The sequence below is a fragment of the Type-D symbiont of Plautia stali genome (assembly GCF_001485335.1).
Taxonomy (GTDB): domain Bacteria; phylum Pseudomonadota; class Gammaproteobacteria; order Enterobacterales; family Enterobacteriaceae; genus Pantoea; species Pantoea vagans_C.
This window is the reverse complement of the sequence record NZ_BBOC01000006.1, coordinates 45768-71301: the sequence shown is the minus strand read 5'-3', so window position 1 is coordinate 71301 and position 25534 is coordinate 45768. Positions and strand designations below refer to the sequence as shown.

The window sequence follows — 25534 nt, the reverse complement described above, 5'->3', positions numbered from 1 at the left end:
CTTGCAGGGCTTTGCGGGATAATTGCAAAATCTTGCGCATTTTTTCCATCATGTCCCATGCTGGTCTGTCTTCTGTCCGAAGAGATACGTAAACTGTGCCTAATTGAACTGCGAGTAGACACCTTCCATGCCTGATTACCAGACCTTCGACATGCTGCAGCGCCACAAAGCGCAACTGCGCGATAGCGTGCAGCTGTCGAGTGGCATCAAGTTGGCGGCGTGGTTTAACAGTGGCGATCGCGTGACCAATCTCAGCGATCACCATACGCTCAGCCTGTATACCGCAGATGGCTATGACACCTGGCATAAAACGCCCCACGGCTGGCGCAACGGTGGCGGCCCGGATCGCTTTTGCCTGATGCCTTCTGGTGTGGAATCCACCTGGGACCTGCGGTCAGATTTGTCGTTCGTGCATCTCTATTGTACCGATGCGCATTTGCGCCATCTGGGCGAGCAGATTTGGGATCGCAGTCCCGCTCAGCTCAATCTGCACGAAAAAATCTTTGCCGATGACGATCGCATCACGCAGCTTTATCGCCATTTCCTGCTGAGCGTGGACTGGCAGCAACCGGCTAACCAGTTAATGTTGAGCAGTGCCTCAACTTTGCTGATGACGCATCTTTTACAGCGTTACAGTGAAGTGCAATGGCAGGCACCTCAAGTCCGAGGCGGCCTTGCCCCAGCGGTGCTGCGTCGTGTGCTGGCGTATATTGATGCCCAGCTGGATCAGCCATTAACCCTGGCGCAATTAGCCGCCGAAGCTGCCTTAAGCGAATACCATTTTGCACGCATGTTCCGCAGCAGCGTAGGTGAAGCACCGCATCAATATGTGATGCGCCGCCGCATGGATACCGCACTGCAACTGTTGAAGTTCAGCTCCCTGCCGTTAACCGAGATCGCACTGCGCTGTGGTTTCCACTCCTCCAGCCACTTCAGCAACCGCTTCCGCCAGCAGCATGGCGTCACGCCTTCAGTGTGGCGTCAAAGCGCGCATCAGATTTAATTTCGCTGTAATTCACTGAAACAGCCGAAATTACACTGCGAGAAACGTCTCAGATTCATTCACGCACATGCTTAATGCGGTGATTTTTCCATCGCTTGAGATACAATGCAACCCATCAAGATATTGTTTTTATTGTTATAATTACGTGTTCAACTTATGAGGTTTTGCAAAATGGCAGTTTTGAAGGTGCGGAGTGACACCCTGCTAAACAGAGGGGCATTTCTGTCTGAGCAGAACAGGTTCCATTATCCAGGGGACAATGACGGAGGAAACATGTTCGAATCGCGCGTTGTAAAACTTGAATCTGATGTCAAATACATTCGACGTGATGTGGATGAGTTAAAGGCTGATGTAAAATCCATTGATAGAAATATGGTCACCGTACTTGAGAAACTGGACAGCATCAAAGAGTCACTCGCTAAAAAGCCTTCAACAGATACAGTCGATAAGAAGATCTCTGAAGCTAAGCTCTCGATTTTACTGGGTGTTCCAGCCTTAATCGCTGTTGGCAGTGCAGCCTACAAGTTGATAACGCATTTTTACTTCGTATGAAGACCCGGAATTATTTGTGGTTAATTGATCCCTTCGCCAGTTATCGAACATCTTTGCGAGTAAATCTGACTCTTCAATCCGTTTGATTGTGAGGAGGAGGATGGCGTCACGCCCTCGGTGTGGCGTCAAAGCGCGCATCAGATTTGATTTCGCTGTAATTGACTGAAACAGCCCAAATTCTCTCTGCGAGAAACGTCTCATATCTCCTCTCTGACACCGACATTGTGATGAATTTGCGCTAGAACGCTGTACAATGGAAATCATTAACGCATTGTTATTCATCATTAAATTACATGTTCAACTTATGTGAGGTAGTAAAATGGAAATGCGCGTGTCGAAGTTGGAAGCTGATGTGCTTGAGATGAAATCGGATATTAAAACGATGAAAACTGATATTAATACGTTGAAGACTGATACGGAAACCCTGAAAACCGATATGGCATCGGTGAAAACTGATATCGCAGTGATCAAATCCAACTACGTCACCAAAGGCGATCTGCATCAGGAGATAGCTAAAATTCATGTCGAGATCACCAAACAAACCAAATGGATCGTGGCAGGTATGTTGAGCACGGCTGGGCTGAGCCTGGCGTTTGCACGCTGGTTGTTTTGAAGGGGGAATGCGGCTAATGGTGTCCCCTGCAGGAATCGAACCTGCAACTAGCCCTTAGGAGGGGCTCGTTATATCCATTTAACTAAGGAGACGCGGCGCGCAGTATAGCGTACCGACCCGCAAAATTTAACCGTGAAAAGCTTGATTGCTCAATCTATCAACAATCTAGTACCAAACTTCACTTCGACTGACCTTGCGCTTTCTCTTTCCGTTTCTGCTCAGCCTTGGCTTTGGCCTTTGCCGCTTCGCTCATATCGTTGCGAATCTGGGCATGGCTGATTAAGGCAAAAATCAGCGTACCGCCGGTAATATTGCCCAGCAAAGTTGGCAGGGCGAATGGCCAGAAGAACTCATACCAAGGCAGAGTGCCAGCAAATACCAGATAAAGCACCTCGACCGAACCCACCACGATATGAGCCAAATCGCCCAATGCGACCAGCCACGTCATCATCACGATGACCACAATTTTCGCCGCTCCCGCATAGGGAAACATCCAGACCATGGTGGCGATGATCCAGCCGGAAATCACCGCGTTGGCAAACATCTCGTGCGGGGAGTTGGCCATCACTTTTTCGCTGATCGAGGTGAAGGCTTGGCGTGTGGCATCGTCAAAGATAGGCATATGATTAAACGCCAGTGCGCCGAGTGCAGTACCGATCAGGTTTCCCGCCAGCACTACGCTCCATAGGCGTAAAAGCAGCAACATATTGCCACCGGTGGGTTTGTGCATCACGGGCAATACGGCTGTGACCGTGTTTTCGGTGAACAGCTGCTGACGCGCCATAATCACGATAACAAAGCCAAAGGTGTAACCCAGATTCTCAAGTAGAAAACCACCCGGCACCTCCGCTAAATGTACGTGGAAAATCCCTTTTGCCATTAGCGAGGCACTCATGGAAAGCCCAGCGGCAATAGCAGACCAAAGCAATGCCATGCCGTCGCGCTCTAACTCTTTCTCACCGTCCTGACGGATCTCTTCATGAATAGCGGCAGCCTTTGAAGGCAAGGCATCTTCGTCTACCTCAATCTCTTTGCCTTGCTCCTTTTCTTCGCTTTCCACATCGTTGTCATGTTCTGTAATGGATGGCAATTGCTTCATGTTTTCCCCCAGTGATAATGCCAGCGCGTAATAAGCGTAGACGTTTTTATCAAGGGCGAAATGTTACTAAGATTCAATTTAAGAGTAACAAGATTTTAACGGAGGCGTTTTTTTGAGCAGTTTATTGATCTGATGCGCACGAATACCCCCTTTGAGGGAAGTGAGAGCCAACTCACAGACTTCGGCCCACAGATTCATTGTGGTATTATCCCCGCCTTATTTCATTGCTGCGATTCCCTCTTTCATGCTCGAAGTCATTAATCTCTCATGCGTTCGCGATGAGCGAACCTTGTTTCATGGACTCAGCTTCCATGTGCAACCGGGTGACATTGTGCAAATTGAAGGTCCTAACGGGGCGGGAAAAACCTCACTGTTACGCTTACTGGCGGGTTTGAGCCGGGCAGAAGAGGGGGAAGTGATGTGGCAATCGCAGCCGACGCGTCAGCAACGCGAAATATGGCACCAAAACCTGCTTTATCTTGGCCATCATCCGGGCGTGAAATCAGTACTCTCGCCAATGGAAAACCTGCAGTTCTGGCACGGTGATCACGATGAGGAACACCTGTTTGAGGCGCTGGAGCAGGTCAACCTGTTGGGTTATGAAGAGGTGCCTGTGGCACAACTGTCGGCTGGACAGCAGCGACGCGTTGCACTGGCACGCCTGTGGCTGAGCACGGCAAAAGTCTGGATTCTGGATGAGCCGCTTACGGCGATTGATAAAGGCGGCGTGGAAAAATTAATGGCCCGCTTTGCTGAACATGCCGATAACGGAGGCGCGGTTATTTTGACCACCCATCAGGATTTACCCGGTGACAGTGATCGCGTGCGCAAAATTCGTCTGACTTCGGAGTGGGCTTGATGTTAGGCCGGGTCATCCAGCGAGAGTTAAAAATTGCGTTTCGTAGCGGTGCAGAGGTGATCAACCCGCTGTGGTTTTTCCTGATTGTTATCACGCTGTTTCCTTTGGGTATCGGTCCGGATCCACAGCAGTTGGCTCGCATTGCACCCGGCATCGCGTGGGTTGCTGCGTTATTGGCGTCATTGCTGGCGCTGGAACGGCTGTTTCGTGATGACTTTCTGGATGGTTCGCTTGAGCAACTACTTTTGCTGCCCACTCCGCTGCCGGTCACCGTGCTGGGCAAAGTGATTGCGCACTGGTTAATTACCGGCTTGCCGTTGATCTTATTATCGCCGCTGGCGGCGTTACTGCTGTCGCTGGATTTCTCCGGCTGGCGTGCGATGGCGCTGACACTGTTGCTCGGCACACCCACCCTAAGTTTCCTGGGCGCGATTGGTACAGGGTTAACGGTGGGGCTGCGACGCGGCGGTGTGCTACTGAGTTTGCTGGTATTGCCGTTGTCGATACCGGTACTGATTTTTGCCAGCGCGGCGATTGATGCCGCGGGCCAAGGGCTGCCGATCGGAGGTTATCTGGCGATTCTTGGCGCCATGCTGGCAGTGAGCGCAACACTTTCGCCGTTCGCAACTGCTGCGGCTTTGCGTATTAGTCTGCACTGATTCTTGCTGCCCCAGAGCAGCCGGATACCGAATTCTTTTATTGTGAGCTATGCAAATGTGGAAATGGTTACACCAGTGGGCGAAGCCTGAACGGCTTTACCAACTATGCGGTCGCTTGATTCCGTGGTTCGCCGTATTGGGCGTGGCAACGCTGCTACTCGGTTGGGTGTGGGGCTTCGGCTTTGCACCGGCGGATTATCAGCAGGGCAACAGCTTCCGTATTATGTACATTCATGTGCCCGCAGCGATGTGGTCAATGGGGGTCTATGCCTCAATGGCGATTGCCGCCTTTATTGGCCTGGTCTGGCAGATGAAGATGGCGGATTTGGTCTCGGCGGCGATGGCACCAATTGGTGCGGTGTTCACTTTCATCGCCCTGATCACCGGCTCTGCGTGGGGCAAACCGATGTGGGGCACCTGGTGGATCTGGGATGCGCGCCTGACCTCTGAACTGGTGCTGCTGTTCATCTATATGGGTGTCATTGCGCTCTATCACTCGTTTGAAGACCGCCGTACGGCGGGTCGCGCCGCGGGTATCCTGATTCTGGTGGGCGTGGTCAATCTGCCGATTATCCATTTCTCGGTGCAGTGGTGGAACACGCTCCATCAGGGATCTTCAGGTATTCTGCAGCAGGCCATCGCGCCAAGTATGCGCACACCGCTGCGCTGGGCGATCCTCGGTTATCTGCTGGTGTTTGGTGCCCTAACGCTAATGCGTCTGCGTAACCTGATCCTGTTTACCGAGCGTCATCGTCCCTGGGCGATTGATGTGGCTCAGGGAGGGCGCAAAGCATGACCCCAGCTTTCTCGTCGTGGAGCGACTTCTTTGCCATGGGCGGCTATGCCTTTTATGTCTGGCTCGCCGTGATCCTCACATTGATTCCCTTATTCGGTCTGGTGCTGCACACCGTGCTGTTCCGTCGCCGCTTGCTGGCGGAGATTCGCCAGCGTCAATCCAGGGAGCGCCGCATCCGCGCGGCGAAGTCGAAAAAAGCTGCCAGTGAAGCAGCAGGAGAATCTGTGTGAATATCCGTCGTCGTAACCGCCTGTATGTGGTGGTGGCGATTTTGGTGGGCTTAGGTCTTGCCACATCGCTGGTGATGTACGCGCTGCGTTCCAACATCGATCTGTTCTACACCCCAAGTGAAATTCTGTATGGCAAGGGCGAAGCGCATCAAATGCCTGAAACCGGACAGCGTCTGCGCGTGGGCGGTATGGTGATGCCGGGCAGCGTAAAACGCGATCCTAAAACACTCGCCGTCTCCTTCAAGTTGTATGACGCCAACGGCGTGATCAGCGTCAGCTACGAAGGCATTTTGCCGGACCTGTTCCGGGAAGGGCAGGGCGTGGTCGCTCAGGGCGTGCTGGAAGATGGCCACCTGGTGGTGGCAAAAGAAGTCCTCGCCAAGCATGACGAGAAATACACGCCGCCAGAAATTGAAGATGCGATGAAGCAAAATCACAAAGGGCCTGCCGCCACTTATCAGCAGGCAGGTGCGCAATCATGATTCCGGAAATTGGTAGCTTTTTACTCTGCCTGGCACTGGCATTATCGCTGCTGTTAAGTATCTACCCGTTGTGGGGAGCAACCCGCCAGGATGCACGTTTGATGGCGCTGGCACGTCCGCTGGCCTGGGGCATGTTCGTCTGCATCGCGGCGGCGTTCCTGGTGTTGGTACATGCGTTTATCGTCAACGACTTCACCGTCGGCTATGTCGCTACGAACTCCAACACCTTGTTGCCGGTTTACTATCGCATCGCAGCAACCTGGGGCGCACACGAAGGTTCTCTGCTGTTGTGGCTGCTGCTGCTGAGTACCTGGACAGTGGCCGTGGCGATCTTCAGCCGCGGTATGCCGCAGGATGCACTGGCGCGCGTGTTGTCGGTGATGGGGATGATCAATCTCGGCTTCCTGCTGTTTATCACCCTGACATCCAATCCGTTTACCCGCACCTTGCCGAACTTCCCGATTGATGGCAACGACCTCAATCCGATGCTGCAGGATATCGGCCTGATTTTCCATCCGCCGTTACTCTATATGGGGTATGTCGGTTTCTCCGTAGCCTTTGCTTTCGCCATTGCCTCACTGATGGCGGGACGTCTGGATACGGCCTGGGCGCGCTGGTCACGTCCATGGACCACCGCCGCATGGGTGTTCCTGACGATTGGCATTGTGCTGGGTTCTGCCTGGGCGTATTACGAACTCGGCTGGGGCGGCTGGTGGTTCTGGGATCCGGTTGAGAATGCCTCCTTTATGCCATGGCTGGCCGGTACCGCGCTGATGCACTCGCTGGCGGTCACTGAAAAACGCGGCAGCTTTAAGTCCTGGACAGTGCTGCTGGCGATCACAGCATTCTCCCTGAGCCTGCTCGGCACCTTCCTGGTGCGCTCTGGCGTGCTGGTCTCGGTGCACTCATTTGCCTCCGATCCGGCGCGCGGGATGTTTATCCTCGCCTTCCTGGTGATTGTGATTGGCAGCTCACTGCTGCTCTACGCGATTAAAGGCGGCAAGGTTCGCAGCCGCGTACAGAGCGAAGTCTGGTCGCGCGAATCTTTCCTGCTGGGCAATAACGTCTTGCTGATTGCTGCCATGCTGGTGGTGCTGCTGGGTACGCTGCTGCCGCTGGTGCACAAGCAACTGGGGCTAGGCAGTATTTCAGTGGGTGAACCCTTCTTTAACACCATGTTCACCTGGTTGATGGCACCGTTCGCGCTGATGCTGGGCATCGGGCCGTTGGTGCGCTGGCGTCGTGATGAGCCACAGAAATTGTGGAAGCGTCTTGGCGTGGGCTTACTGGTGACGTTGATCCTGTCGATCGCACTGCCGTGGCTGCTGCAGGATCGCATTGAAGCGATGACGGTGATCGGCCTGCTGATGGCGATCTGGGTGATTCTGCTGACGTTAATGGAATTGCATGAACGCGCTACCCATCGTCATAGTTTCCTTAAGGGCTTGCGTCATCTGACGCGCAGCCACTGGGGCATGGTGCTGGGCCATCTTGGCGTGGCGGTGACTGTTGTCGGGATTGCCTTCAGCACGCAGTACAGCGTGGAACGCGATGTACGCATGAAGTCAGGTGATACCGTGGATATCCATAATTATCACTTCATTTTCCGCGATGTACATAATCTGCAGGGACCAAACTACAGTGGCGGTGTGGCGATTATCGACGTCACGCGTGATGGTAAACCCGAAGCAGTACTGCATGCAGAAAAACGCTTCTATACCGCGGCCCGCACCATGATGACCGAAGCGGCTATCAGCGGTGGCTTCACGCGCGATCTTTACGCTGCATTAGGCGAAGAGCTGGATGATGGTTCCTGGGCGGTACGTATTTACTACAAACCGTTCGTGCGCTGGATCTGGTTCGGTGGTGTCTTTATGGCAGTGGGTGGCGTGCTCTGTCTGCTTGATCCGCGCTACCGTTCGCGTAAAAAAGCGCAGCGGGAGGAGTTGGCATGAGTAAGAAAATCCTTTTCATCCCGCTTGTGCTGTTTTTGCTGTTGGCAGCGGCGTTGTTGTGGCAGCTGTCACGCAACGCCAACGGTGACGATCCTACCCGTCTGGAATCGGCCTTGATTGGCAAACCGGTGCCAGTGTTCAAGCTGGAAGCGCTCGACAAACCGGGGAAAATCTACGACCAACAGGTGCTGACCGACGGTAAGCCGATTCTGCTGAACGTCTGGGCCACCTGGTGCCCAACCTGTCGTGCGGAGCATCAGTACCTTAATACGCTGGCAGAGAAAGGCATCCGCGTTGTGGGTCTTAACTATAAAGATGACCGGACCAAAGCGGTGACCTGGCTGAACACGTTGGGCAATCCTTACGCGCTGAGCTTGTATGATGGTGACGGCATGCTGGGTCTGGATCTTGGCGTGTATGGCGCACCGGAAACCTTCCTGATCGATGGCCATGGCATTATTCGTTATCGCCATGCGGGTGATATGAATGACCGCGTGTGGAATGAAGAAGTGAAGCCGCTATGGGATAAATACAGTAAGGGGGCGGGAGCATGAAGCGTCTGCTGCTTTTGTTAGCGGGTATTCTGCTCAGCACCAGCCTGTGGGCGGCTATCGATACTTACCAATTCGATTCGGTGCAGCAGGAAGAGCAATACCGCGATCTTACCGGTTCTTTGCGCTGCCCTAAATGCCAGAACAACAGCATTGCAGATTCTAATGCAATGATTGCCGCCGACATGCGTCTCAAAGTCTATGAACTGATGAAGCAGGGCCAGAGTCGCCAGCAGATCATCGATTACATGGTGGCGCGCTACGGTAACTTCGTCACTTATGAACCGCCGGTCACGCCCTCCACACTGATTTTGTGGGCGGGGCCTGCGCTGTTTGTGGTGCTGGGGGCGCTGATCATTATTCTGCGTAATCGTCGTGGTCGGACGCGAAGCGATCTTGATGACGATGAACAACAACGCCTTGCGGCGATTCTAAAGCGTGACGGGAAGCCGTAATGACTGGATTTTGGATTACCCTGATTATTTTGCTGGTGGCGGCATCGGTGCTGTTTGTCAGCGCAGGCTGGCGCCAGCGTGTGGCCAGCAGTGGCGATCGCGATCGCCTGAACACGGATTTCTATCAGCAGCGCCTGCGCGAACTTGAGCGTGATGAAGAGGAAGGCGTGGTGGCCGAGCGACCAGAGATGGTGCGCGAGCTGCAACAAACTCTGCTGACCGATGTGCCTGACGCTCACGCCGCGCGTATTCATCAAAGTAGTCGCTGGGTATTGCTACCCGGTGTGGTGGTGTTGCTGGTGGTCTCGGTCGGTTTTTATCTGAAAACCGGGGGGCTGGGCCAGTTGGCAGGATGGGTCACCGTGCAACAGGAGTATCCTGAACTGCGTGCCCGTGTCATGGACCCGAAAGCCGCACCGCTGACCATGGAAGAGTTGGCGCGTTTACAACTAGGTCTGCGTACTTCGTTGCAGAACGACCCGCAGAATCTTAATGACTGGACGATGCTGGGCCGACTGGGCATGGTGCTAAATAACGCCACCAATGCCAGCCAGGCGTTCCAGCGCGCGCTGCAACTGGCTCCCGACAATCTGGAGTTACAGCAGGATTATGCGGAAGTGTTAACTCGTTCCAGCGATCCACAGGATAATCGCCAGGCGAACGTGATGCTGAAAGATCTGTTAAAACGCGATCACAGCAATATTCGCACGCTGAGTCTGTTGGCATTTAATGCTTTTGAACAGCAGCAGTACGATCAGGCCATCGGTGCGTGGCAGGTGATGCTGAAGCTGTTACCAGCGGGCGATAAGCGCATTACTATGATCGAGCGCAGCATTGAACAAGCGAAAACGGACGCGGGGCAGCAAAATAGTCATCTGGCATTGACGGTGAATTTAACCCCGCAGGCAGAAAAAATGTTACCGCAAGGCGGAGTGATGTATATTTCTGTGTCTGACGGTGTTTCACCGGTGCCTGTGGCAGTGAAGCGTTTACCGCTGAGCCACTTCCCGTTATCGCTCACGCTCGATGACAGCAATGCCATGATGCCAGACCGCCTGCTTTCGGCGCAGCATCAGGTGCAGGTCAGGGTGCGTATTTCGCGCGATGGTAGTGCCAATCCTCAGTCGGGTGACTGGTTTGGTCTCAGCGCGATCACCCCCTGGGATGGTCATCAGCAACTGGCTGTGGAAATTAATCAACAGCAGCCCTGAAGCGATACATTTTTCAACCGCACAGGGAGATAAGAATGAATAACCGCCTGACCGGTCTGGCGCTGGCCAGTTTGCTGCTGGTGGGATGTGCCAGTTCAAAACCGGCCGATCCTACCCAGCCTGCCCAGCGTAGCGATCCGCTCGAAGGCTTTAACCGCACGATGTTTAACTTCAACTACAACGTGCTGGATCCTTATGTGGTGCGTCCGGTTGCGGTTGCCTGGCGCGACTACGTGCCTGTGCCTGCGCGCAGCGGCTTAAGTAATTTCCTCGGCAACCTGGACGAACCCGCCAGCATGCTTAACTCAATCCTGGTGGGTGAACCACGCCAGGCGGGGGTGCACTTTACCCGTTTCTTCCTCAATACCGTATTGGGGTTGGGCGGATTTATCGATGTAGCGGGCAAAGCGAACCCAGAGCTGGCGCGTGAAGTGCCGCACCACTTTGGTAGCACCTTAGGTCGTTACGGTGTGGGCTACGGTCCGTACGTGGTGTTACCGGGTTATGGTAGCTTTACGGTGCGTCAGGATGGCGGTGACTACGTCGATACGCTCTATCCGGTATTGAGCTGGCTGACCTGGCCGATGTCTATCGGTAAATGGACTCTGGAAGGCGTGGAAACGCGTGCGCAGTTGTTGGATTCCGATGCCATCCTCAAGCAGCAGCAAGATCCGTACAGCTTTATTCGTAACGCTTACTTCCAGCGTTATGACTTCCTCGCCAATGGCGGTAAGTTGAAACCGGAAGAGAACCCGAACGCCAGCGCGATTCAGGACGATTTGAAAGATATCGATTCACAATAAAAATTATGGCGACTTTTACAGTCGCCATTTTTTTATCCGTTGTCTGCAGGCCGCTTGAGCAGTAAGCCCACCAGTACCGCGCAGCCTAGGGTGATGGCGGCTAATCCGTACAGCAATATCTGATACGCGTGTTGCACGTTCAACTTCAGCATGGCTGCCGAAACATGCGGTAAGATTGCCTGTGCTTGATCAACATGGCTGCCGGATAACCATATGGCAGCCGCATTCCGTGCCCCGCTATCCACATCCGGCAAGTGTTGCTGCAAGCCGATGCGGTTAAGCAGCGCCAGCAACGCCATCACCACTGCCAGCGCAATGCCTTCTCCTGCCACGCGCACGGTGTTGAATAGACCTGCCGCCATACCTGCACGATCTACAGATACCGCGGAGACGGCCAACCCATCCATCAGCCCCCAGGGTAATGCGGCTCCTGCGCCCGTGAGCAGCATGGCGCAGGCGAGCAGCATCAGATTCACGGAGCCCAGGGCGTATGCCATCCCGACTAATCCCAGCGTGGCCAGCAGCAAACCCATCACGGAGATGGCACCCGCCGCAAACCAGCGCGTGAGCCAGGCGGCAATGCCGGGAAATATCAACATCGGCGCGGTAAGAGAGAGCAACAGGGTCGCACTCTGCGTTTCACTGAGATTGCGTGCCCCCATCAGGAACAGTGGAATAACAATCAGTAAAACCACGTAGCAATAACAGGTGGCCACGGGCAAGAGCAGAACACCGGCAAAGTGCGGCTGACGCAGCAGCGAGAGGCTAAACACTGGATGGATAGTGCGCTGGGTGTGGCGGATAAAGATGACCGCAGCCAGTAGGGTCAGCGCCAGACCGATCAGTGTTACCCATGACGCGACCCCATATTGCGGTAACAGTATCAGCGTGGCGGTCAATGCCAGCAGTGTGAAGCTAAACAGCGCGGTACCGCGAATATCGGCTGCGGGAGAGGGCGCGGATGGTAAAGAGACCAGACTGAGTTGACCAGCCAGAGCGACAATAGCTGCCATGGCTGCCAGCAGTGCATAAACCCAGCGCCAACTGAACGCATCCGTGATGATACCCATCAACAAAGGGTCAAAAGCCAGGCCCACGCCAAATAAGGTGCCGAGTAGACTAAACGCACGCGTACGGGCGGGGCCATTGTAGAGGTGCGCCAGCGCCGTGGCTCCACCGGCTAAAGTGAGCGCCGCCGCAATGCCCTGCAATGCGCGGTAGATCCCTAGAGAAAAACTACTCTGGGTCAGTGCAATCAGCATCGAATTGATCGCGAACAGCGCCAGACCCGCAATGAAGATGCGCTTGTGACGAAGTTTATCTGCGGCTACGCCTGCCGCCAGCAGGCCACTGCCAAAGGTCAGCATAAAGCCGTTGGTGAGCCACGCCAGTGACAACGGCCCACCGTGCAGTTCCATGCTGATGGCCGGGGTGGTGACCACACCGCCAGTAAAACTCAGAGGAAGCAGAAGCGCAGCCAACAAAATTGCCAGCGTCGCGCTGATCCTGACGCTTGAAGCAGAAGTGCTACTGATTTCCGTCATGAAGAGTCTCGCAAAAAAAGGAATAAGTGATGTGGCAGGTTATTGCGGATATATATGATGATAAATAGGGTTAATATTTACACTTTGCGGACATAAGGTTAATTATCATGGACAGTCTTACAGCGTTAACCTCTTTTATACGTACTGCTGAAACATTGAGCTTTGTTCAGGCGGCACAACTGCTGGGGATTTCTGCTTCTGCGGTGGGTAAGAATGTGGCCCGGCTTGAGCAGCAACTCGGTGTAAGGCTGTTAAATCGCAGCACACGCAGCGTCAGCCTGACGGTTGAAGGGGCGCTGCTACTGACGCGTTCGCGCCCGATTCTGGAACAGTTACGTGATGTTGAAGCAGAAATCACGCAAGCCGTCGCCCATCCCAGCGGCAAGTTACATGTTTCATTACCCGTGGTGGGATACCGGCTGATCACGCCACTTCTTCCGTTATTCAGCCAGTTCTATCCCGATATAGAATTAGATTTTGATTTCAGTGACCGGCTGGTCAATGTGATTGATGAGGGTTTTGATGTCGCGATTCGTAGCGGTGAGATGCAGGACTCACGCCTGCAGGCGCGTGCGCTGGGACCCTTTCGCTTTGTGCTTTGCGCCAGCCCCGCTTATCTGGCGTTACAGGGCACTCCCTCCTGTAGCGATGAATTAGTCGATCATCACTGCATTCTGTTCCGCTTTCCGGCGACAGGTCTGATTCAAAACTGGGAGTTGGCGGATCTCCGTGTGACGGGTGATTTCCATCCTGCACACACCCTGACGGTGAACAATATCGAAGCGATGGTGCAGAGCACGTTAGCGGGCATGGGCATTAGCTATGTGCCGGATTTTGTGGTGGGGGATTTGCTGGCGCAGGGTACATTAGTGGAAGTGTTGCCAGGCAACTGTATTCGCGAAAGCGGTTTTTCGGCGATTTGGCCCGGACGCTATTTGTCACCCCGCGTGCGCTGCTTTATCGACTTTTTAGCGGAACATTGGCCGGTAGCGCGCCGTCAATAAAAATGGCGACATCACTGTCGCCGTTGTTCATAGCAATACTGGTTTTAGAACTTGTAGTTAAAGTTCGCGCCGTACAGCCAGGCTTTACCTTCGGAATTAAAGGTGTAAGGACCTTCTTTCACGGTCACTTTCTGGCCGTGCATGTAAGAGATACCGAGGTCGACAGACGCATCTTCGTTGAAGGCATATGAAGCACCGGCGCTCAGCCACAGACGGTCCTGATCAGGGATGGAGATGGAACGCTTATCAGCCGGAACTGGGCTGTCATCAAAAGCGATACCGGTACGGAAGGTCCAGTTATCGTCGTAGAAGTAAGTGGTACCCAGCGCGATGCGGTATGCATCTTTGAAACCTTCATCTTTATAGAACAGCGTCTGACCGTTGCTGCCCGTGGCTTTCAGCTCCTGGAACTGACTCCAGCTGGTATAGGTCAGGCTGTAGTGGACCGCCCACTGCGGTGCCACTTTATGCCAGCCTGATAATTCCCACATTTCTGGCAGATTCAGGGTCAGTGAACCCGGAATGGTCTGTCCGCTGGTGCCATAGGGCAGACCTAAGGCAATGGCCTGCGGTGTGCCGTTGTAAGCGGTTGGGATGCTGCTCTTATAATCGCCATCGAAGTCGATTTTCACTTCTGAACGATAGGTGAAGCCGAAACGGTTGTTTTTATCCACTTCATACAGAATACCGGCATTCCAGCCGTAACCCCATTCATCACCTTTCAGGTGAGCAACCTGAGTATCCGCAGGCATGCCAACACGTGCTCCCGCTTCCCCCGCATAACGTTCGATTTTCGCTTTGGCGTATACCGCATCAAAGCCAACACCGAAGCTGAAGTGCTCATTCAAACGATAAGCGGTGCTAAGGTTAAAATTGCCGGTCATCAGGTCGGTTTTACCACCATATCCACCCGCGGCATAACCGTCATTGAATTCTGTTGCCAGGCCATAGTTGGAGGTGACGGATGCACCCACCCACCACTGATCGTTAATCGGGTGAACGTAATGAATGTTGGGAATCCACTGATTCGGAGCAATGTTTTTCGCATTGAGGCTGTTGCCTGTTGGGCTCTGACCGCTGATATCCACTTCAGGATCAATATAAACAGCACCGATGGAGAACGAAGGACGATCCATCAATGCCATGGTCGCGGGGTTGCGACTGGCGGATGCGGCGGTATCGCCCATCGCACCTTCACCCGAATAAGCACGACCTAAACCAATTGCTGAGAATTCATTAAGTTGAAAGCCTGCGGCGTAAACATGGGAAGAGACGAGCGCCACTGCAGCTGCCACAGCTGACTTTGCAAACAGGTTCTTATGGTTCATGACCACAACCTCATCTAGATTTATTATTAAACGTTGTTACGTCGCGTAACAAAGGACGGCGGATTGTAGGGACTGACGACAAAGACACATATCAGACCAGTGCGACGAGTATAGGTCCGACCTGTGTATTTGTTGCAATATTGTTTTTTAAATATTTCCAATTTGATCGACAAAATCAGATCTGCTTAACAAAATCTTGGCGATGCCTCTCCAGCATAGCGGTCAAATTTGTTTTGGATCAATTTTTAGTGTGATATTCGTCACTTAGCTGCTGAGAGATAGATGCCAGGGCGCGTGGAGCGTACACTTTGCGATAGAAAATGATCCGATTGTGTCGATTTATCGTCAGGAGAGAGCAATGACTGATGCCATTAAAAAATGCAGTGCTAACGAAACCGCAGCTTGCTGCTGTGTCGATGTCGGCACCGTGATGGACAATACCGATTGCACGGCCAGCTGGTCAGGCGTGTTTGCAGACCGCCATGCAGCGGAGGCGATGCTGACGCACCTGAGCGATAAAGCTCGTCAGGTTGAGTCCGAACCTTGTGATATTCGCGCTGACTTTGTTGAAGATGCGGCTGGTGTTCGTCTCAATATCGATTTCACCTTTGCCTGCCAGGCCGAGACGCTGATTTTCCAACTTGGCTTACGCTAATCCTGCTGCTGCCGAAAGCCCTCTCGGCAGCCTTATCTCTTTTTCGTGTCTTCCCTCGCACTTTTTTTCTTCTGTTATTGGCGACTTAGCAGCACCTGGTTAACACTGATGATCAGGTCAGACCTGTTTGGCAATGATGCTACGGTCGTAAATTACAGGTGAGTGCAATGAGCAAAGCGCAGCCGCTGCTGACGCGTCAGGGCGAACGTATCGCCATAACCCACGGATTACGGACACCTTTTGCTCGTCAGGCGAGTGACTTTCATGGCATCCCAGCACTTGAGCTGGGGCGCATGGTGGTGTCTGAACTCATGGCGCGTAGCGAATTACCGGTCGAGGTAATCGACCAGCTGGTATTTGGTCAGGTGGTACAGATGCCGGAAGCGCCAAACATTGCGCGCGAAATCGTGCTAAGTAGCGGGTTGAGTGTGCACACCGATGCTTACAGCGTTAGCCGGGCGTGCGCCACCAGTTTTCAGGCCGTGGCCAATGTGGCTGAAAGTTTAATGGCGGGCACCATCGATGCCGGGATTGCAGGTGGAGCCGATTCATCCTCCGTTTTGCCGATAGGGGTCAGTAAGACGCTGGCGCGTGCGCTGGTGGATCTCAATAAGGCCCGCACCTTTAGCAAGAAGCTGCAAATCTTACGTCGTCTGCGCCCACGCGACCTCTTACCGGTGCCACCGGCCGTTGCGGAGTATTCCACCGGTTTGCGCATGGGTGACACCGCCGAGCAGATGGCTAAAACCCATGGCATTCCCCGTGAACAACAAGATGCCCTTGCACTGCGTTCTCATCAGCATGCGGCCCGCGCCTGGCAATCTGGCGTACTGGCGCAAGAAGTGATGCCTGCTTTTGTGCCCCCTTGGAAAGCCCCGATCGAACAGGATAACAACATCCGTTTCAACGCCAGTGCCAGTGATTACGCCAAACTGCGTCCAGCCTTTGATCGTCGCCATGGTACGGTGACCGCCGCCAACAGCACGCCACTGACCGATGGCGCAGCCGCGGTGATTTTAATGCGTGAAGGCCGCGCGCGTGAGTTGGGTATTCCGCCATTGGGCTATTTGCGCAGCTATGCCTTCACCGCCATTGATGTCTGGCAAGACATGCTGCTGGGTCCTGCCTATGCGTCCCCGCTGGCGCTGGAGCGAGCAGGCATCACCCTCAACGATTTGACGCTGATTGATATGCACGAAGCTTTTGCCGCGCAAACGCTCGCTAATCTGAAAATGTTCCGCGATGAACGCTTTGCCCGCGAGGTGCTGAATCGACCGCATGCCCTGGGTGAAGTCAATGAAGAACGATTCAACGTGCTGGGGGGATCGATTGCCTATGGTCATCCATTTGCTGCCACGGGCGCACGTATGATCACCCAAACGCTGCAAGAGCTAAGGCGTCGCGGCGGCGGGTTGGGGTTGGTGACCGCCTGCGCGGCGGGCGGATTAGGTACCGCGATGGTTCTGGAGGCTGAATAATGAGCGAGTCCGCTTTCCATTTACATATGCGCCTCGACCATGTTGGGGTGATCACCATCGATGTGCCGGGCGAAAAGATGAATACGCTCAAGGCCGAGTTTGTCCCGCAAATTAAAGCCGTGCTGGCAGAGGCGCGCAGTAATCCGCAGCTGGCGGGCTTGGTGCTGATTTCCGGTAAAAGCGATAACTTTGTGGCGGGTGCGGACATCAGCATGATCGCGCAGTGTCAAACGGCAGAAGAGGCGGAAACCCTGGCACGACAGGGGCAAGAGGTGATGGCAGAAATTGCGGCCTTACCTTTCCCGGTAGTGGCGGCGATACACGGTGCCTGTCTGGGGGGCGGTCTTGAACTGGCGCTGGCCTGCAGTGCGCGTATTTGCACGCTGGATGACAAAACCCGGTTGGGGTTGCCCGAGGTACAGCTGGGCCTGCTGCCAGGTTCCGGCGGCACACAACGCCTGCCGAAGTTAATTGGCGTGCCGCAGGCGTTACCGTTAATACTCAGTGGTAAGCAACTGCGCGCTAAGCAGGCATTAAAGCTGGGTGTAGTAGATGACGCCGTTCCGCAATCGATTTTGCTGGAAACCGCCATTGCACGCGTTCACAAAGGTCGTATTTCGCGTCGTGAGTTATCACGCCGCGATCGGCTGATGCAGGCACCGCTGATGCGTACATTATTATTCTCGATGGCAAAGCGCCAGACGGACAGTAAAACCCAAGGCAACTATCCCGCAGCAGATCGTATTCTGCAGGTGGTGCGGGTGGGGCTGGAGCAGGGGAGCGATGCAGGCCATGCTGCTGAAGCTCGCGCATTCGGCCAGTTGGCCATGACCCCCGAATCGGCCGCGCTGCGCAGCCTGTTCTTTGCCTCAACCGCATTAAAGAAAGAAGCGATGGCTGATGCAGAACCGCGCACACTGAAGCAGATTGGTGTGCTGGGTGGCGGATTGATGGGGGGCGGCATTGCCAGCGTAACGGCGATCAAGGCCGGTTTACCGGTACGCATCAAAGATATCAACCTTAACGGCGTCAATCACGCGTTGCAATATAGCTGGGATCTGCTGAGCCAAAAGGTGAAACGCCGCCAGCTAAAAGCGGCTGAACGCCAACAGCAGATGGCGCGCATTAGCGGCGGAACGGACTATCAAGGTTTTAGCCAGCGCGATCTGGTGATCGAAGCGGTGTTTGAAGACCTGGCGCTTAAGCAACAGATGGTGGCGGAAATCGAAACACAGTGTCAGCCGCACACCATTTTTGCCTCTAATACCTCCTCGCTGCCGATTGGCGACATCGCGTCAAACGCGCAGCGCCCGGAGAATGTGATTGGTCTGCATTACTTCAGTCCGGTCGACAAAATGCCGCTGGTGGAGGTGATCCCGCATGCTGGTACTTCCGCCGAGACTATCGCAACCACGGTGCAGCTGGCTCGTCAGCAGGGAAAAACCGCGGTGGTAGTGGCCGATCGCCCTGGCTTCTACGTTAACCGTATTCTTGCACCCTATATAAATGAAGCAATGCGTTGCCTGCTTGAAGGTGAGCCGGTGGATCATATCGACCGCGCATTAGTGAAGTTTGGCTTCCCAGTGGGGCCGCTGCAGCTGCTTGATGAAGTGGGCATTGATGTGGGCAGTAAAATCAGCCCCATTTTGCAACAGGCCTACGGTGCGCGGTTCAGTGCACCCGATGCGGTCAATGCTATCCTGGCGGATGGCCGTAAAGGGCGTAAAAACCAAAAGGGGTTCTACCTTTACAGCGCTTCACGCTGGCCGGGTAAACGCAAAGTGGATGATTCGATTTATGCGTTATTGAACGTCAAACCGCAGGCGAAGCAGAGCGAAGAGCAGATCGCACAGCGCTGCGTGATGATGATGCTGAATGAAGCGGCACGCTGTCTGGATGAAACGGTGATCAGCAGTGCCAGAGCTGGCGATATAGCGGCTGTATTTGGCATCGGTTTTCCGCCGTTTTTGGGCGGCCCGTTCCGCTATATGGATCAGCGTGGCGTGCTTGACATCGTCAACACATTACGCGCATTAATGCAGCAACAGGGCGATCGTTTTGCGCCCTGTGATGCTTTAATGGCAATGTCAGAAGCGCAAACGAATTTTTACACTTCTGCACAATCATGAATAGGCGCACAGATTCAGCGGGTTAGAAATGGGGCTGCGCAACAGGTGGCGCGGCACCATTCTGAGATATGCTTATTTAATAAACAACCGGTTGACTATACTGAAGCCATTGGGGTAAAACACAGCGTTCATTCGCAGAATGAAGCGTCTGGTGCTGTGGTACCCGACGATATCGACAAACAACAGCGGTGCTTTATGCAAGTTTTTATCATGCGTCACGGCGATGCAGCTCTGGAAGCAGCAAGTGATTCGGTACGCCCTTTAACAATCTGTGGCTGTGATGAATCACGCCAGATGGCGAGCTGGCTGAACGGCCAGGCGCTGGATATCGAACGAGTGTTAGTGAGCCCTTATCTGCGTGCTGAGCAAACGCTCGCCACAGTCCGTGAGGCGCTGACGTTACCAGAAGGGCAGGATGTGTTGCCGGAACTGACGCCAGGTGGTGATCCGGGCATGGTGGCCTGTTATCTGCAGGCGCTGGCGCAGCAGGGTGTTAAATCGGCGTTGGTGATTTCGCATCTGCCGCTGGTGGGGTATCTGGTTTCAGAACTCTGCCCGCAGGAAGCGCCACCGATGTTCGCGACTTCCGCGATAGCCTACGTGAACTTTGATGCAGATGCCTGTGAAGGCAAGCTGGAGTGGCAGGTCAGCCCGTCAAAACTGGCCAAAGCGATGTAAATTCGCCAATGCTATGGGCCGCAATCGCGGCCCTTTCCTTTTCTGCTCACGGCAGTTCCGGCGGTTGCCACTCTTCCACTTCAATCAGCACCAGTAACGCTGCATCTCCGCCAAAAAGCTTAGGTGCTTGATGAAACGCCATCACATGCGGATGTTGTGCCAACCACAGTGGCGTTTGCTGCTTGAGAATATGCTTGCCGTGCCCGGTCATGACACTGGCACAGAACAAGTGTTCACGCCGGCAGGCGGCAATCAGCGCACCCAACTCCTGTTTAGCCTGCTGCTGTCTCAACCCGTGCAAATCGAGAAAAATCTCGGGCGTGTAGTCGCCGCGTCGTAACTTCTTCAATTCATAGTGGCTGACATCCGCACGCACATAGCGCATCGGCCCATCGCTGGAGAGAAGAGGCTGAAATTCATCTGAAAAGTAATGGCTGTTATCGGCCTGCTCGGAAAGCAGCCTTTTCAACGGTACTTCGCGAGTTTTCACCACCGGTTTATGCACGATGGTGTCTTGTTTCAGCTTACGCGTTCCGCTCATTAATTCACGGAACAGCGCCTGATCGTCCTGGTTTAGCGGTGTCTTCTTACTCATGGCTCGGCAATGGGTTAAAAGGCTGGTTAACAGCCGGTGGCATACCTTAACGCGGTGCGTTAACAAATGTCAGCTTTTTCGCCTCGCTGCGCTGAATTCTGCCCGGCTTCGTGGCAAACTATCCGCCGATTGATTTTAAGGCCTGCGGAGGGCTACGTGGACAAGATTTTCGTCGATGAGGCAGTGAGTGAACTGCACACCATTCAGGATATGCTGCGCTGGGCTGTCAGCCGTTTTTCGGCGGCAGGCATTTGGTACGGCCACGGCACGGATAATCCCTGGGACGAAGCAGTCCAACTGGTTCTGCCAACGCTATGGTTGCCGCTGGATATTCCCGAAGATATGCGCCACGCGCGCCTCACCGCCAGTGAGCGTCATCGCATTGTTGAACGCGTGATTCGTCGCGTCAATGAGCGTATCCCAGTGGCCTACCTCACTAACAAAGCCTGGTTCTGCGGTCATGAGTTCTATGTCGACGAGCGCGTGTTAGTGCCGCGTTCACCGATTGGTGAGCTGATCGAAAACCGTTTTGCCGGGCTGATTAGCCAGCAACCCCACCACATTCTCGACATGTGCACCGGCAGCGGCTGCATCGCGATTGCCTGCGCTTACGCCTTCCCGGAAGCCGAAGTGGATGCGGTAGATATTTCTACCGATGCCCTGACCGTGGCCGAGCAGAATATTGAAGAGCATGGCCTGATGCATCATGTCACGCCGATTCGAGCGGATCTGTTCCGTGGTCTGCCACAGGTGAAATATGATCTGATCGTCACTAATCCGCCGTATGTGGATGCGGAAGATATGGACGACCTGCCAAACGAATATCGCCATGAGCCGGAACTGGGCTTAGCTGCGGGCAGCGATGGTTTGAAACTGGTGCGCCGTATTCTCTCTTGCGCCCCGGATTATCTCAGCGAGCAAGGCGTGCTGATTTGTGAAGTGGGCAACAGCATGGTGCACATGATTGAACAGTATCCGGATGTGCCTTTCACCTGGCTGGAATTTGATAACGGCGGTGACGGCGTATTCATGCTGACGCGCGAGCAGATTGTCGCGGCACAGCATCATTTCTCTTTCTATAAAGACTAAAATCGGGGCGAGCGCTCGCCCGCAACATCGCAACAAGGAACCACAATGGCCGGAAACAGCATCGGACACGTTTTTCGCGTAACCACCTTTGGCGAGTCGCATGGTATTGCGCTGGGCTGCATTGTTGACGGTGTGCCACCTGGCATTCCGCTGACTGAAGCCGATATTCAGCACGATCTCGATCGCCGCCGCCCGGGCACCTCGCGCTATACCACGCAGCGTCGTGAGCCAGATCAGGTGAAAATTTTGTCCGGTGTGTTTGAGGGCGTCACGACGGGCACCTCCATCGGCTTGCTGATTGAGAATACCGACCAGCGTTCGCAGGATTACAGCGCCATCAAAGATCTGTTCCGTCCGGGGCATGCGGATTACACCTACGAGCAGAAATATGGCATGCGCGACTACCGTGGAGGCGGCCGTTCATCTGCTCGTGAGACTGCGATGCGCGTGGCAGCAGGGGCGATTGCCAAAAAATATCTGCAGATGAAGCATGGTATTCAGGTGCGCGGCTATCTGGCGCAGATTGGTGATGTGGCCTGTGAGTTGAAAGACTGGAGCATCGTGGAGGAGAACCCGTTCTTCTGCCCGGATGCATCAAAACTGGAAGCGCTCGACGAACTGATGCGTGGCCTGAAGAAAGAGGGTGACTCGATCGGTGCCAAGGTAACGGTGATGGCGGAAAACGTCCCGCCAGGACTGGGTGAGCCGGTGTTTGATCGTCTGGATGCCGATTTGGCCCACGCGCTGATGAGCATCAACGCGGTGAAAGGCGTGGAGATCGGTGACGGTTTCGCAGTGATCAACCAGCGTGGCAGCCAGCACCGCGATGAAATTCGTGCCGATGGCTTCCAGAGTAACCATGCGGGCGGCATCCTCGGCGGTATCAGCAGTGGGCAAACCATCAGCGCCAATCTGGCGATGAAGCCCACCTCCAGCATCACCGTGCCGGGGAAAACCATTACCCGTGATGGCGAAGAAGTCGAGATGATCACTAAAGGTCGTCACGATCCTTGCGTCGGTATCCGTGCGGTGCCGATCGCGGAAGCGATGATGGCGATTGTGTTGATGGATCACCTGTTGCGCCAGCGTGCGCAGAACGGTGACGTCAACAGCACAGTACCGCGCTGGTAAGCCATTGATGCGCCGCCTGCTCATCACCGTTGCCGCGCTGTTGTGCAGTGCGGCCGCCTTTGCTGCCACGCCCTGGCAGCAAATTCATCAGCCGATCGCCGGTAGCCCGCAGTCGATTGGTGGTTTTGCTAACGGCTGTATTATCGGTGCACAACAGCTGCCGCTTAATGCGCCGAACTATCAGGTGATGCGTCAGGATCAGCGTCGCTATTATGGTCATCCGGATCTTATCGCCTTTATTCAGCGTCTCAGCAACCAGGTGCACCAGTTGCAGTTGGGGCAAGTGTTAATTGGCGATATGGGCATGGCCGCAGGTGGGCGTTTCAGCAGTGGTCACGCCAGCCATCAAACCGGCCTGGATGTCGATATCTGGCTGCAACTGCCGCAAACCCGTTGGACTGCACAGCAGTTGTTGAAGCCGCAACCGCTCGATCTGGTGGCCCCGGATGATAAGCAGGTGATTGCGCGTCACTGGCAGCCGCAAATTGATAGCCTGATTAAACTGGCCGCCAAAGATGATGAAGTCACGCGCATTTTCGTTAATCCGGCGATCAAAAAGCAGCTTTGTGCTGATGCGGGTAGCGATCGTGCCTGGCTGAACAAAGTGCGACCGTGGTTTGCCCATCGTGCACATATGCACGTGCGTCTGCGCTGTCCGGCTGGCAGCCTGGAGTGCGAAGATCAGGCGGCACCGCCACCGGGCGACGGTTGTGGTGCGGAGCTGGATAGCTGGTTCTTGCCGAAAAAACCTGGCAGCACGCCACCGGTGAAGAAGACGCCGCCGCCGTTGCCGCCGTCGTGTCAGGCATTACTGGATCGTCATTTGCTCTAGCCTTGATTCTTCACGCTGCAGGTGCATTGGCTGCAACGAGAATTTTAAAGTTATATATATGAGACAAAAATGGATTTCTTCGTTGTAAGCCCACTCGTGCTGGGCGTGCTGTTTCTGGTTGCGGTGCTGGCGGCGTTTATCGACTCCATTGCCGGTGGCGGTGGTTTACTCACCGTTCCCTCATTACTGGCTGCCGGGCTCTCCCCGGCGCAGGCGTTAGCCACCAATAAATTACAGTCAGTAGGCGGTTCTTTCTCTGCCAGCCTCTACTTTGTGCGTCGCGGCGCGGTGAAACTGCGTGAACAGCGGCTCAATATCGCCATGACCTTTATTGGCGCAGTCTGCGGCACGGTATTGATTCAACACATCCAGGCCGATGTGTTGCGCCAGATTCTGCCTATTCTGTTGATCAGCATCGGCTTATGGTTCCTGCTGATGCCACGCCTGGGTGAATCCGATCGTGAACATCGTCTGCAAGGTTTCGCCTATGCGCTGGTGGGCGGCGGCTGTGTGGGATTTTTACGACGGCTTTTTCGGGCCGGGCGCCGGTTCATTCTATGCATTGGCGTTCGTGACGCTGTGCGGATTCAATCTGGCGAAAGCCACTGCCCACGCCAAAGTCTTAAATTTCACTTCCAACTTTGCGAGCCTACTGTTCTTTATGTTCGGCGGGAAAGTGGTGTGGGGTACCGGCGCGATCATGCTGATTGGCGCATTTTGTGGTGCGCGCCTTGGCGCAAGGCTGGTGCTGAGCCGCGGCCAAAAGCTTATCCGCCCGATGGTGGTCACCGTCTCCGCGGTGATGAGCGCTAAACTGTTATGGGATAGCCACGGCAGTGCGCTGCTGGCGTGGATGGCGACCCTGTAAACCAACGCTCGTCAAGACCGGCTACCAATGCGACAATGGCTACAGTTTTTTAAAGATTAAAATATTATGAGTACAGAACATCATTATCAGCAGCTGGTGGATATCTTTGATGGCTGCTTTGTTGAAGACTTTCAGACCCGTCTAATTAAAGGCGACGACGAACCTATTTATCTTCCAGCGGATGAGGAATCACCGTGGAACCGCGTGGTGTTTGCCCATGGCTTCTATGCCAGCGCACTTCACGAGATTTCCCACTGGTGTATTGCGGGTGAAGCCCGTCGCAAGTTGGTGGATTTTGGTTACTGGTATTGCCCAGATGGACGTGATGCGCAGACGCAGAGCCAGTTCGAGTCGGTGGAAGTAAAACCACAGGCGCTGGAGTGGTTATTCTGTGTTGCGGCGGGCTTTCCCTTCAATGTCAGCTGTGACAACCTCGAAGGGGATTGTGAGCCGGATCGCATCGCGTTTCAGCGTAAGGTCCATGCTCAGGTCATGCACTATTTTGAGCAGGGCATCCCGGCACGTCCGGCGCGTTTTATTGATGCGTTAGCCAGCTATTACGGTACGCCTGCGCTGACGGCGGCACATTTTCCCTGGCCGGAAGATCTGTGATTCGTCTGGCGACTAATAAAGGATAGAAAAGATGATCGTAGAATTTGAATCACGCATTCTGGCTCTGATTGACGATATGGTCGATCATGCCAGCGACGACGAGCTGTTTGCCGGTGGCTATCTGCGTGGTCATCTGACCCTGGCGGTGGCTGAGATTGAAATCAGCGGCGAACATACCCCTGAAGCCCTGCAAATTCACGTTACCAATAGCCTGCAAAAAGCGATTGCGGCGGGCGAGTTGTCACCACGCGATCAAGCGCTGGTGATAGGGATGTGGGACAACTTATTCCTGCAGGCGCGCCAGCCTGCATAAACAAACGGGG

At 54.4% G+C, this 25534-nt stretch carries 27 protein-coding genes, 1 tRNA gene and 1 pseudogene; 24 read left to right on the top strand and 5 right to left on the bottom strand.

The features are described from left to right. Nucleotides 1–127 precede the first annotated feature (127 nt). The 3 genes from PSSD_RS03540 (at nucleotide 128) to PSSD_RS03530 (ending at nucleotide 2168) form a co-directional block, all read left to right on the top strand. Nucleotides 128–1003, top strand: a complete 876-nt coding sequence (locus PSSD_RS03540; RefSeq protein ID WP_039327334.1) for an AraC family transcriptional regulator — start codon at nucleotides 128–130, stop codon at nucleotides 1001–1003. Nucleotides 1004–1276: 273 nt separating this feature from the next. Next, on the top strand, nucleotides 1277–1555 hold the full coding sequence (locus PSSD_RS03535; protein ID WP_039327412.1) for a hypothetical protein: 279 nt from the start codon (nucleotides 1277–1279) through the stop codon (nucleotides 1553–1555). Nucleotides 1556–1886: 331 nt separating this feature from the next. Next, a complete protein-coding gene (locus tag PSSD_RS03530; protein WP_235589177.1) occupies nucleotides 1887–2168 on the top strand; it encodes a hypothetical protein in 282 nt (93 codons plus the stop codon). Nucleotides 2169–2185: 17 nt separating this feature from the next. Here PSSD_RS03530 and PSSD_RS03525 read toward each other — a convergent pair. Continuing rightward, nucleotides 2186–2260: transfer RNA gene (locus tag PSSD_RS03525), tRNA-Arg, on the bottom strand. A gap of 86 nt (nucleotides 2261–2346) precedes the next feature. Next, the gene (locus PSSD_RS03520; protein ID WP_058969468.1) at nucleotides 2347–3267 is read right to left on the bottom strand and encodes a formate/nitrite transporter family protein; all 921 of its coding nucleotides are present in this window, start codon (nucleotides 3265–3267) and stop codon (nucleotides 2347–2349) included. A 244-nt stretch (nucleotides 3268–3511) separates the two neighbouring features. Between PSSD_RS03520 and ccmA the strand changes: the two genes are divergently transcribed. The 10 genes from ccmA to mlaA are packed head-to-tail and all read left to right on the top strand — an operon-like array spanning nucleotide 3512 to nucleotide 11268. After that, complete coding sequence (ccmA, locus tag PSSD_RS03515; RefSeq protein WP_058969503.1) at nucleotides 3512–4126, top strand: cytochrome c biogenesis heme-transporting ATPase CcmA; 615 nt, start codon at nucleotides 3512–3514, stop codon at nucleotides 4124–4126. Next, entirely contained in the window at nucleotides 4126–4785 is a 660-nt protein-coding gene (gene ccmB / locus PSSD_RS03510; RefSeq protein ID WP_058969466.1) for a heme exporter protein CcmB, read from the top strand. The genes ccmA and ccmB overlap by 1 nt, the downstream gene beginning before the upstream one ends. 55 nt (nucleotides 4786–4840) lie before the next feature. Then, on the top strand, nucleotides 4841–5581 hold the full coding sequence (locus PSSD_RS03505) for a heme ABC transporter permease (RefSeq protein WP_039335170.1): 741 nt from the start codon (nucleotides 4841–4843) through the stop codon (nucleotides 5579–5581). Next, entirely contained in the window at nucleotides 5578–5811 is a 234-nt protein-coding gene (gene ccmD, locus PSSD_RS03500; protein ID WP_039335142.1) for a heme exporter protein CcmD, read from the top strand. The genes PSSD_RS03505 and ccmD overlap by 4 nt, the downstream gene beginning before the upstream one ends. After that, nucleotides 5808–6293 (top strand): cytochrome c maturation protein CcmE, encoded by a 486-nt coding sequence (ccmE, locus tag PSSD_RS03495; RefSeq protein ID WP_039335144.1) that lies wholly within the window; start codon nucleotides 5808–5810, stop codon nucleotides 6291–6293. Before ccmD ends, ccmE begins: the two co-directional genes overlap by 4 nt. Next, nucleotides 6290–8248 carry a heme lyase CcmF/NrfE family subunit gene (locus PSSD_RS03490; RefSeq protein ID WP_058969464.1) on the top strand — a complete coding sequence of 653 codons (1959 nt, stop codon included), beginning with the start codon at nucleotides 6290–6292 and terminating at the stop codon, nucleotides 8246–8248. Before ccmE ends, PSSD_RS03490 begins: the two co-directional genes overlap by 4 nt. Next, nucleotides 8245–8802: a DsbE family thiol:disulfide interchange protein gene (locus tag PSSD_RS03485; RefSeq protein WP_038645648.1), complete on the top strand. Its 558-nt coding sequence runs from the start codon at nucleotides 8245–8247 to the stop codon at nucleotides 8800–8802. Before PSSD_RS03490 ends, PSSD_RS03485 begins: the two co-directional genes overlap by 4 nt. Further along, complete coding sequence (locus PSSD_RS03480; RefSeq protein WP_039335149.1) at nucleotides 8799–9254, top strand: cytochrome c-type biogenesis protein; 456 nt, start codon at nucleotides 8799–8801, stop codon at nucleotides 9252–9254. The genes PSSD_RS03485 and PSSD_RS03480 overlap by 4 nt, the downstream gene beginning before the upstream one ends. Further along, complete coding sequence (ccmI, locus tag PSSD_RS03475; protein WP_039335151.1) at nucleotides 9254–10465, top strand: c-type cytochrome biogenesis protein CcmI; 1212 nt, start codon at nucleotides 9254–9256, stop codon at nucleotides 10463–10465. The genes PSSD_RS03480 and ccmI overlap by 1 nt, the downstream gene beginning before the upstream one ends. 35 nt (nucleotides 10466–10500) lie before the next feature. Continuing rightward, entirely contained in the window at nucleotides 10501–11268 is a 768-nt protein-coding gene (gene mlaA, locus PSSD_RS03470) for a phospholipid-binding lipoprotein MlaA (protein ID WP_058969463.1), read from the top strand. 32 nt (nucleotides 11269–11300) lie between these two features. Here mlaA and PSSD_RS03465 read toward each other — a convergent pair whose 3' ends face one another. Then, complete coding sequence (locus PSSD_RS03465; RefSeq protein ID WP_058969461.1) at nucleotides 11301–12812, bottom strand: MFS transporter; 1512 nt, start codon at nucleotides 12810–12812, stop codon at nucleotides 11301–11303. Nucleotides 12813–12919: 107 nt separating this feature from the next. On the opposite strand from PSSD_RS03465, the gene PSSD_RS03460 reads away from it, so the two are divergent. Next, a complete protein-coding gene (locus PSSD_RS03460; RefSeq protein WP_058969459.1) occupies nucleotides 12920–13816 on the top strand; it encodes a LysR family transcriptional regulator in 897 nt (298 codons plus the stop codon). A gap of 44 nt (nucleotides 13817–13860) precedes the next feature. On the opposite strand, the gene fadL is transcribed toward PSSD_RS03460, so the two are convergent. Beyond that, complete coding sequence (gene fadL, locus PSSD_RS03455) at nucleotides 13861–15144, bottom strand: long-chain fatty acid transporter FadL (RefSeq protein ID WP_058969457.1); 1284 nt, start codon at nucleotides 15142–15144, stop codon at nucleotides 13861–13863. Nucleotides 15145–15502: 358 nt separating this feature from the next. Here fadL and PSSD_RS03450 point away from each other — a divergent pair, with 358 nt between their 5' ends. From PSSD_RS03450 to sixA, 4 genes are all read left to right on the top strand, one after another. Continuing rightward, the gene (locus PSSD_RS03450; RefSeq protein WP_072214941.1) at nucleotides 15503–15799 is read left to right on the top strand and encodes a YfcZ/YiiS family protein; all 297 of its coding nucleotides are present in this window, start codon (nucleotides 15503–15505) and stop codon (nucleotides 15797–15799) included. A gap of 167 nt (nucleotides 15800–15966) precedes the next feature. Next, complete coding sequence (gene fadI, locus PSSD_RS03445; RefSeq protein ID WP_058969455.1) at nucleotides 15967–17277, top strand: acetyl-CoA C-acyltransferase FadI; 1311 nt, start codon at nucleotides 15967–15969, stop codon at nucleotides 17275–17277. Next, nucleotides 17277–19406 carry a fatty acid oxidation complex subunit alpha FadJ gene (gene fadJ, locus PSSD_RS03440; protein ID WP_058969453.1) on the top strand — a complete coding sequence of 710 codons (2130 nt, stop codon included), beginning with the start codon at nucleotides 17277–17279 and terminating at the stop codon, nucleotides 19404–19406. Before fadI ends, fadJ begins: the two co-directional genes overlap by 1 nt. 195 nt (nucleotides 19407–19601) lie before the next feature. Beyond that, nucleotides 19602–20084 (top strand): phosphohistidine phosphatase SixA, encoded by a 483-nt coding sequence (gene sixA, locus PSSD_RS03435; RefSeq protein ID WP_039336074.1) that lies wholly within the window; start codon nucleotides 19602–19604, stop codon nucleotides 20082–20084. Between the two features lie 46 nt (nucleotides 20085–20130). Here sixA and smrB read toward each other — a convergent pair whose 3' ends face one another. Further along, on the bottom strand, nucleotides 20131–20679 hold the full coding sequence (smrB, locus tag PSSD_RS03430) for an endonuclease SmrB (RefSeq protein WP_039336057.1): 549 nt from the start codon (nucleotides 20677–20679) through the stop codon (nucleotides 20131–20133). Between the two features lie 156 nt (nucleotides 20680–20835). Here smrB and prmB point away from each other — a divergent pair, with 156 nt between their 5' ends. The 6 genes and pseudogenes from prmB to PSSD_RS03400 all read left to right on the top strand — a co-directional run bounded on the left by prmB (nucleotide 20836) and on the right by PSSD_RS03400 (nucleotide 25524). Next, nucleotides 20836–21768, top strand: a complete 933-nt coding sequence (gene prmB, locus PSSD_RS03425) for a 50S ribosomal protein L3 N(5)-glutamine methyltransferase (protein WP_058969451.1) — start codon at nucleotides 20836–20838, stop codon at nucleotides 21766–21768. A gap of 45 nt (nucleotides 21769–21813) precedes the next feature. Beyond that, complete coding sequence (gene aroC / locus PSSD_RS03420; protein WP_039336061.1) at nucleotides 21814–22899, top strand: chorismate synthase; 1086 nt, start codon at nucleotides 21814–21816, stop codon at nucleotides 22897–22899. Nucleotides 22900–22906: 7 nt separating this feature from the next. Then, nucleotides 22907–23731 carry a penicillin-insensitive murein endopeptidase gene (gene mepA, locus PSSD_RS03415; protein WP_039336063.1) on the top strand — a complete coding sequence of 275 codons (825 nt, stop codon included), beginning with the start codon at nucleotides 22907–22909 and terminating at the stop codon, nucleotides 23729–23731. 69 nt (nucleotides 23732–23800) lie between these two features. Beyond that, nucleotides 23801–24599: pseudogene (locus PSSD_RS03410) on the top strand (sulfite exporter TauE/SafE family protein). A 66-nt stretch (nucleotides 24600–24665) separates the two neighbouring features. Next, nucleotides 24666–25211 carry an elongation factor P hydroxylase gene (locus PSSD_RS03405; RefSeq protein WP_039336067.1) on the top strand — a complete coding sequence of 182 codons (546 nt, stop codon included), beginning with the start codon at nucleotides 24666–24668 and terminating at the stop codon, nucleotides 25209–25211. A gap of 31 nt (nucleotides 25212–25242) precedes the next feature. Beyond that, entirely contained in the window at nucleotides 25243–25524 is a 282-nt protein-coding gene (locus tag PSSD_RS03400) for a YfcL family protein (protein ID WP_039336069.1), read from the top strand. Nucleotides 25525–25534: the final 10 nt, after the last annotated feature.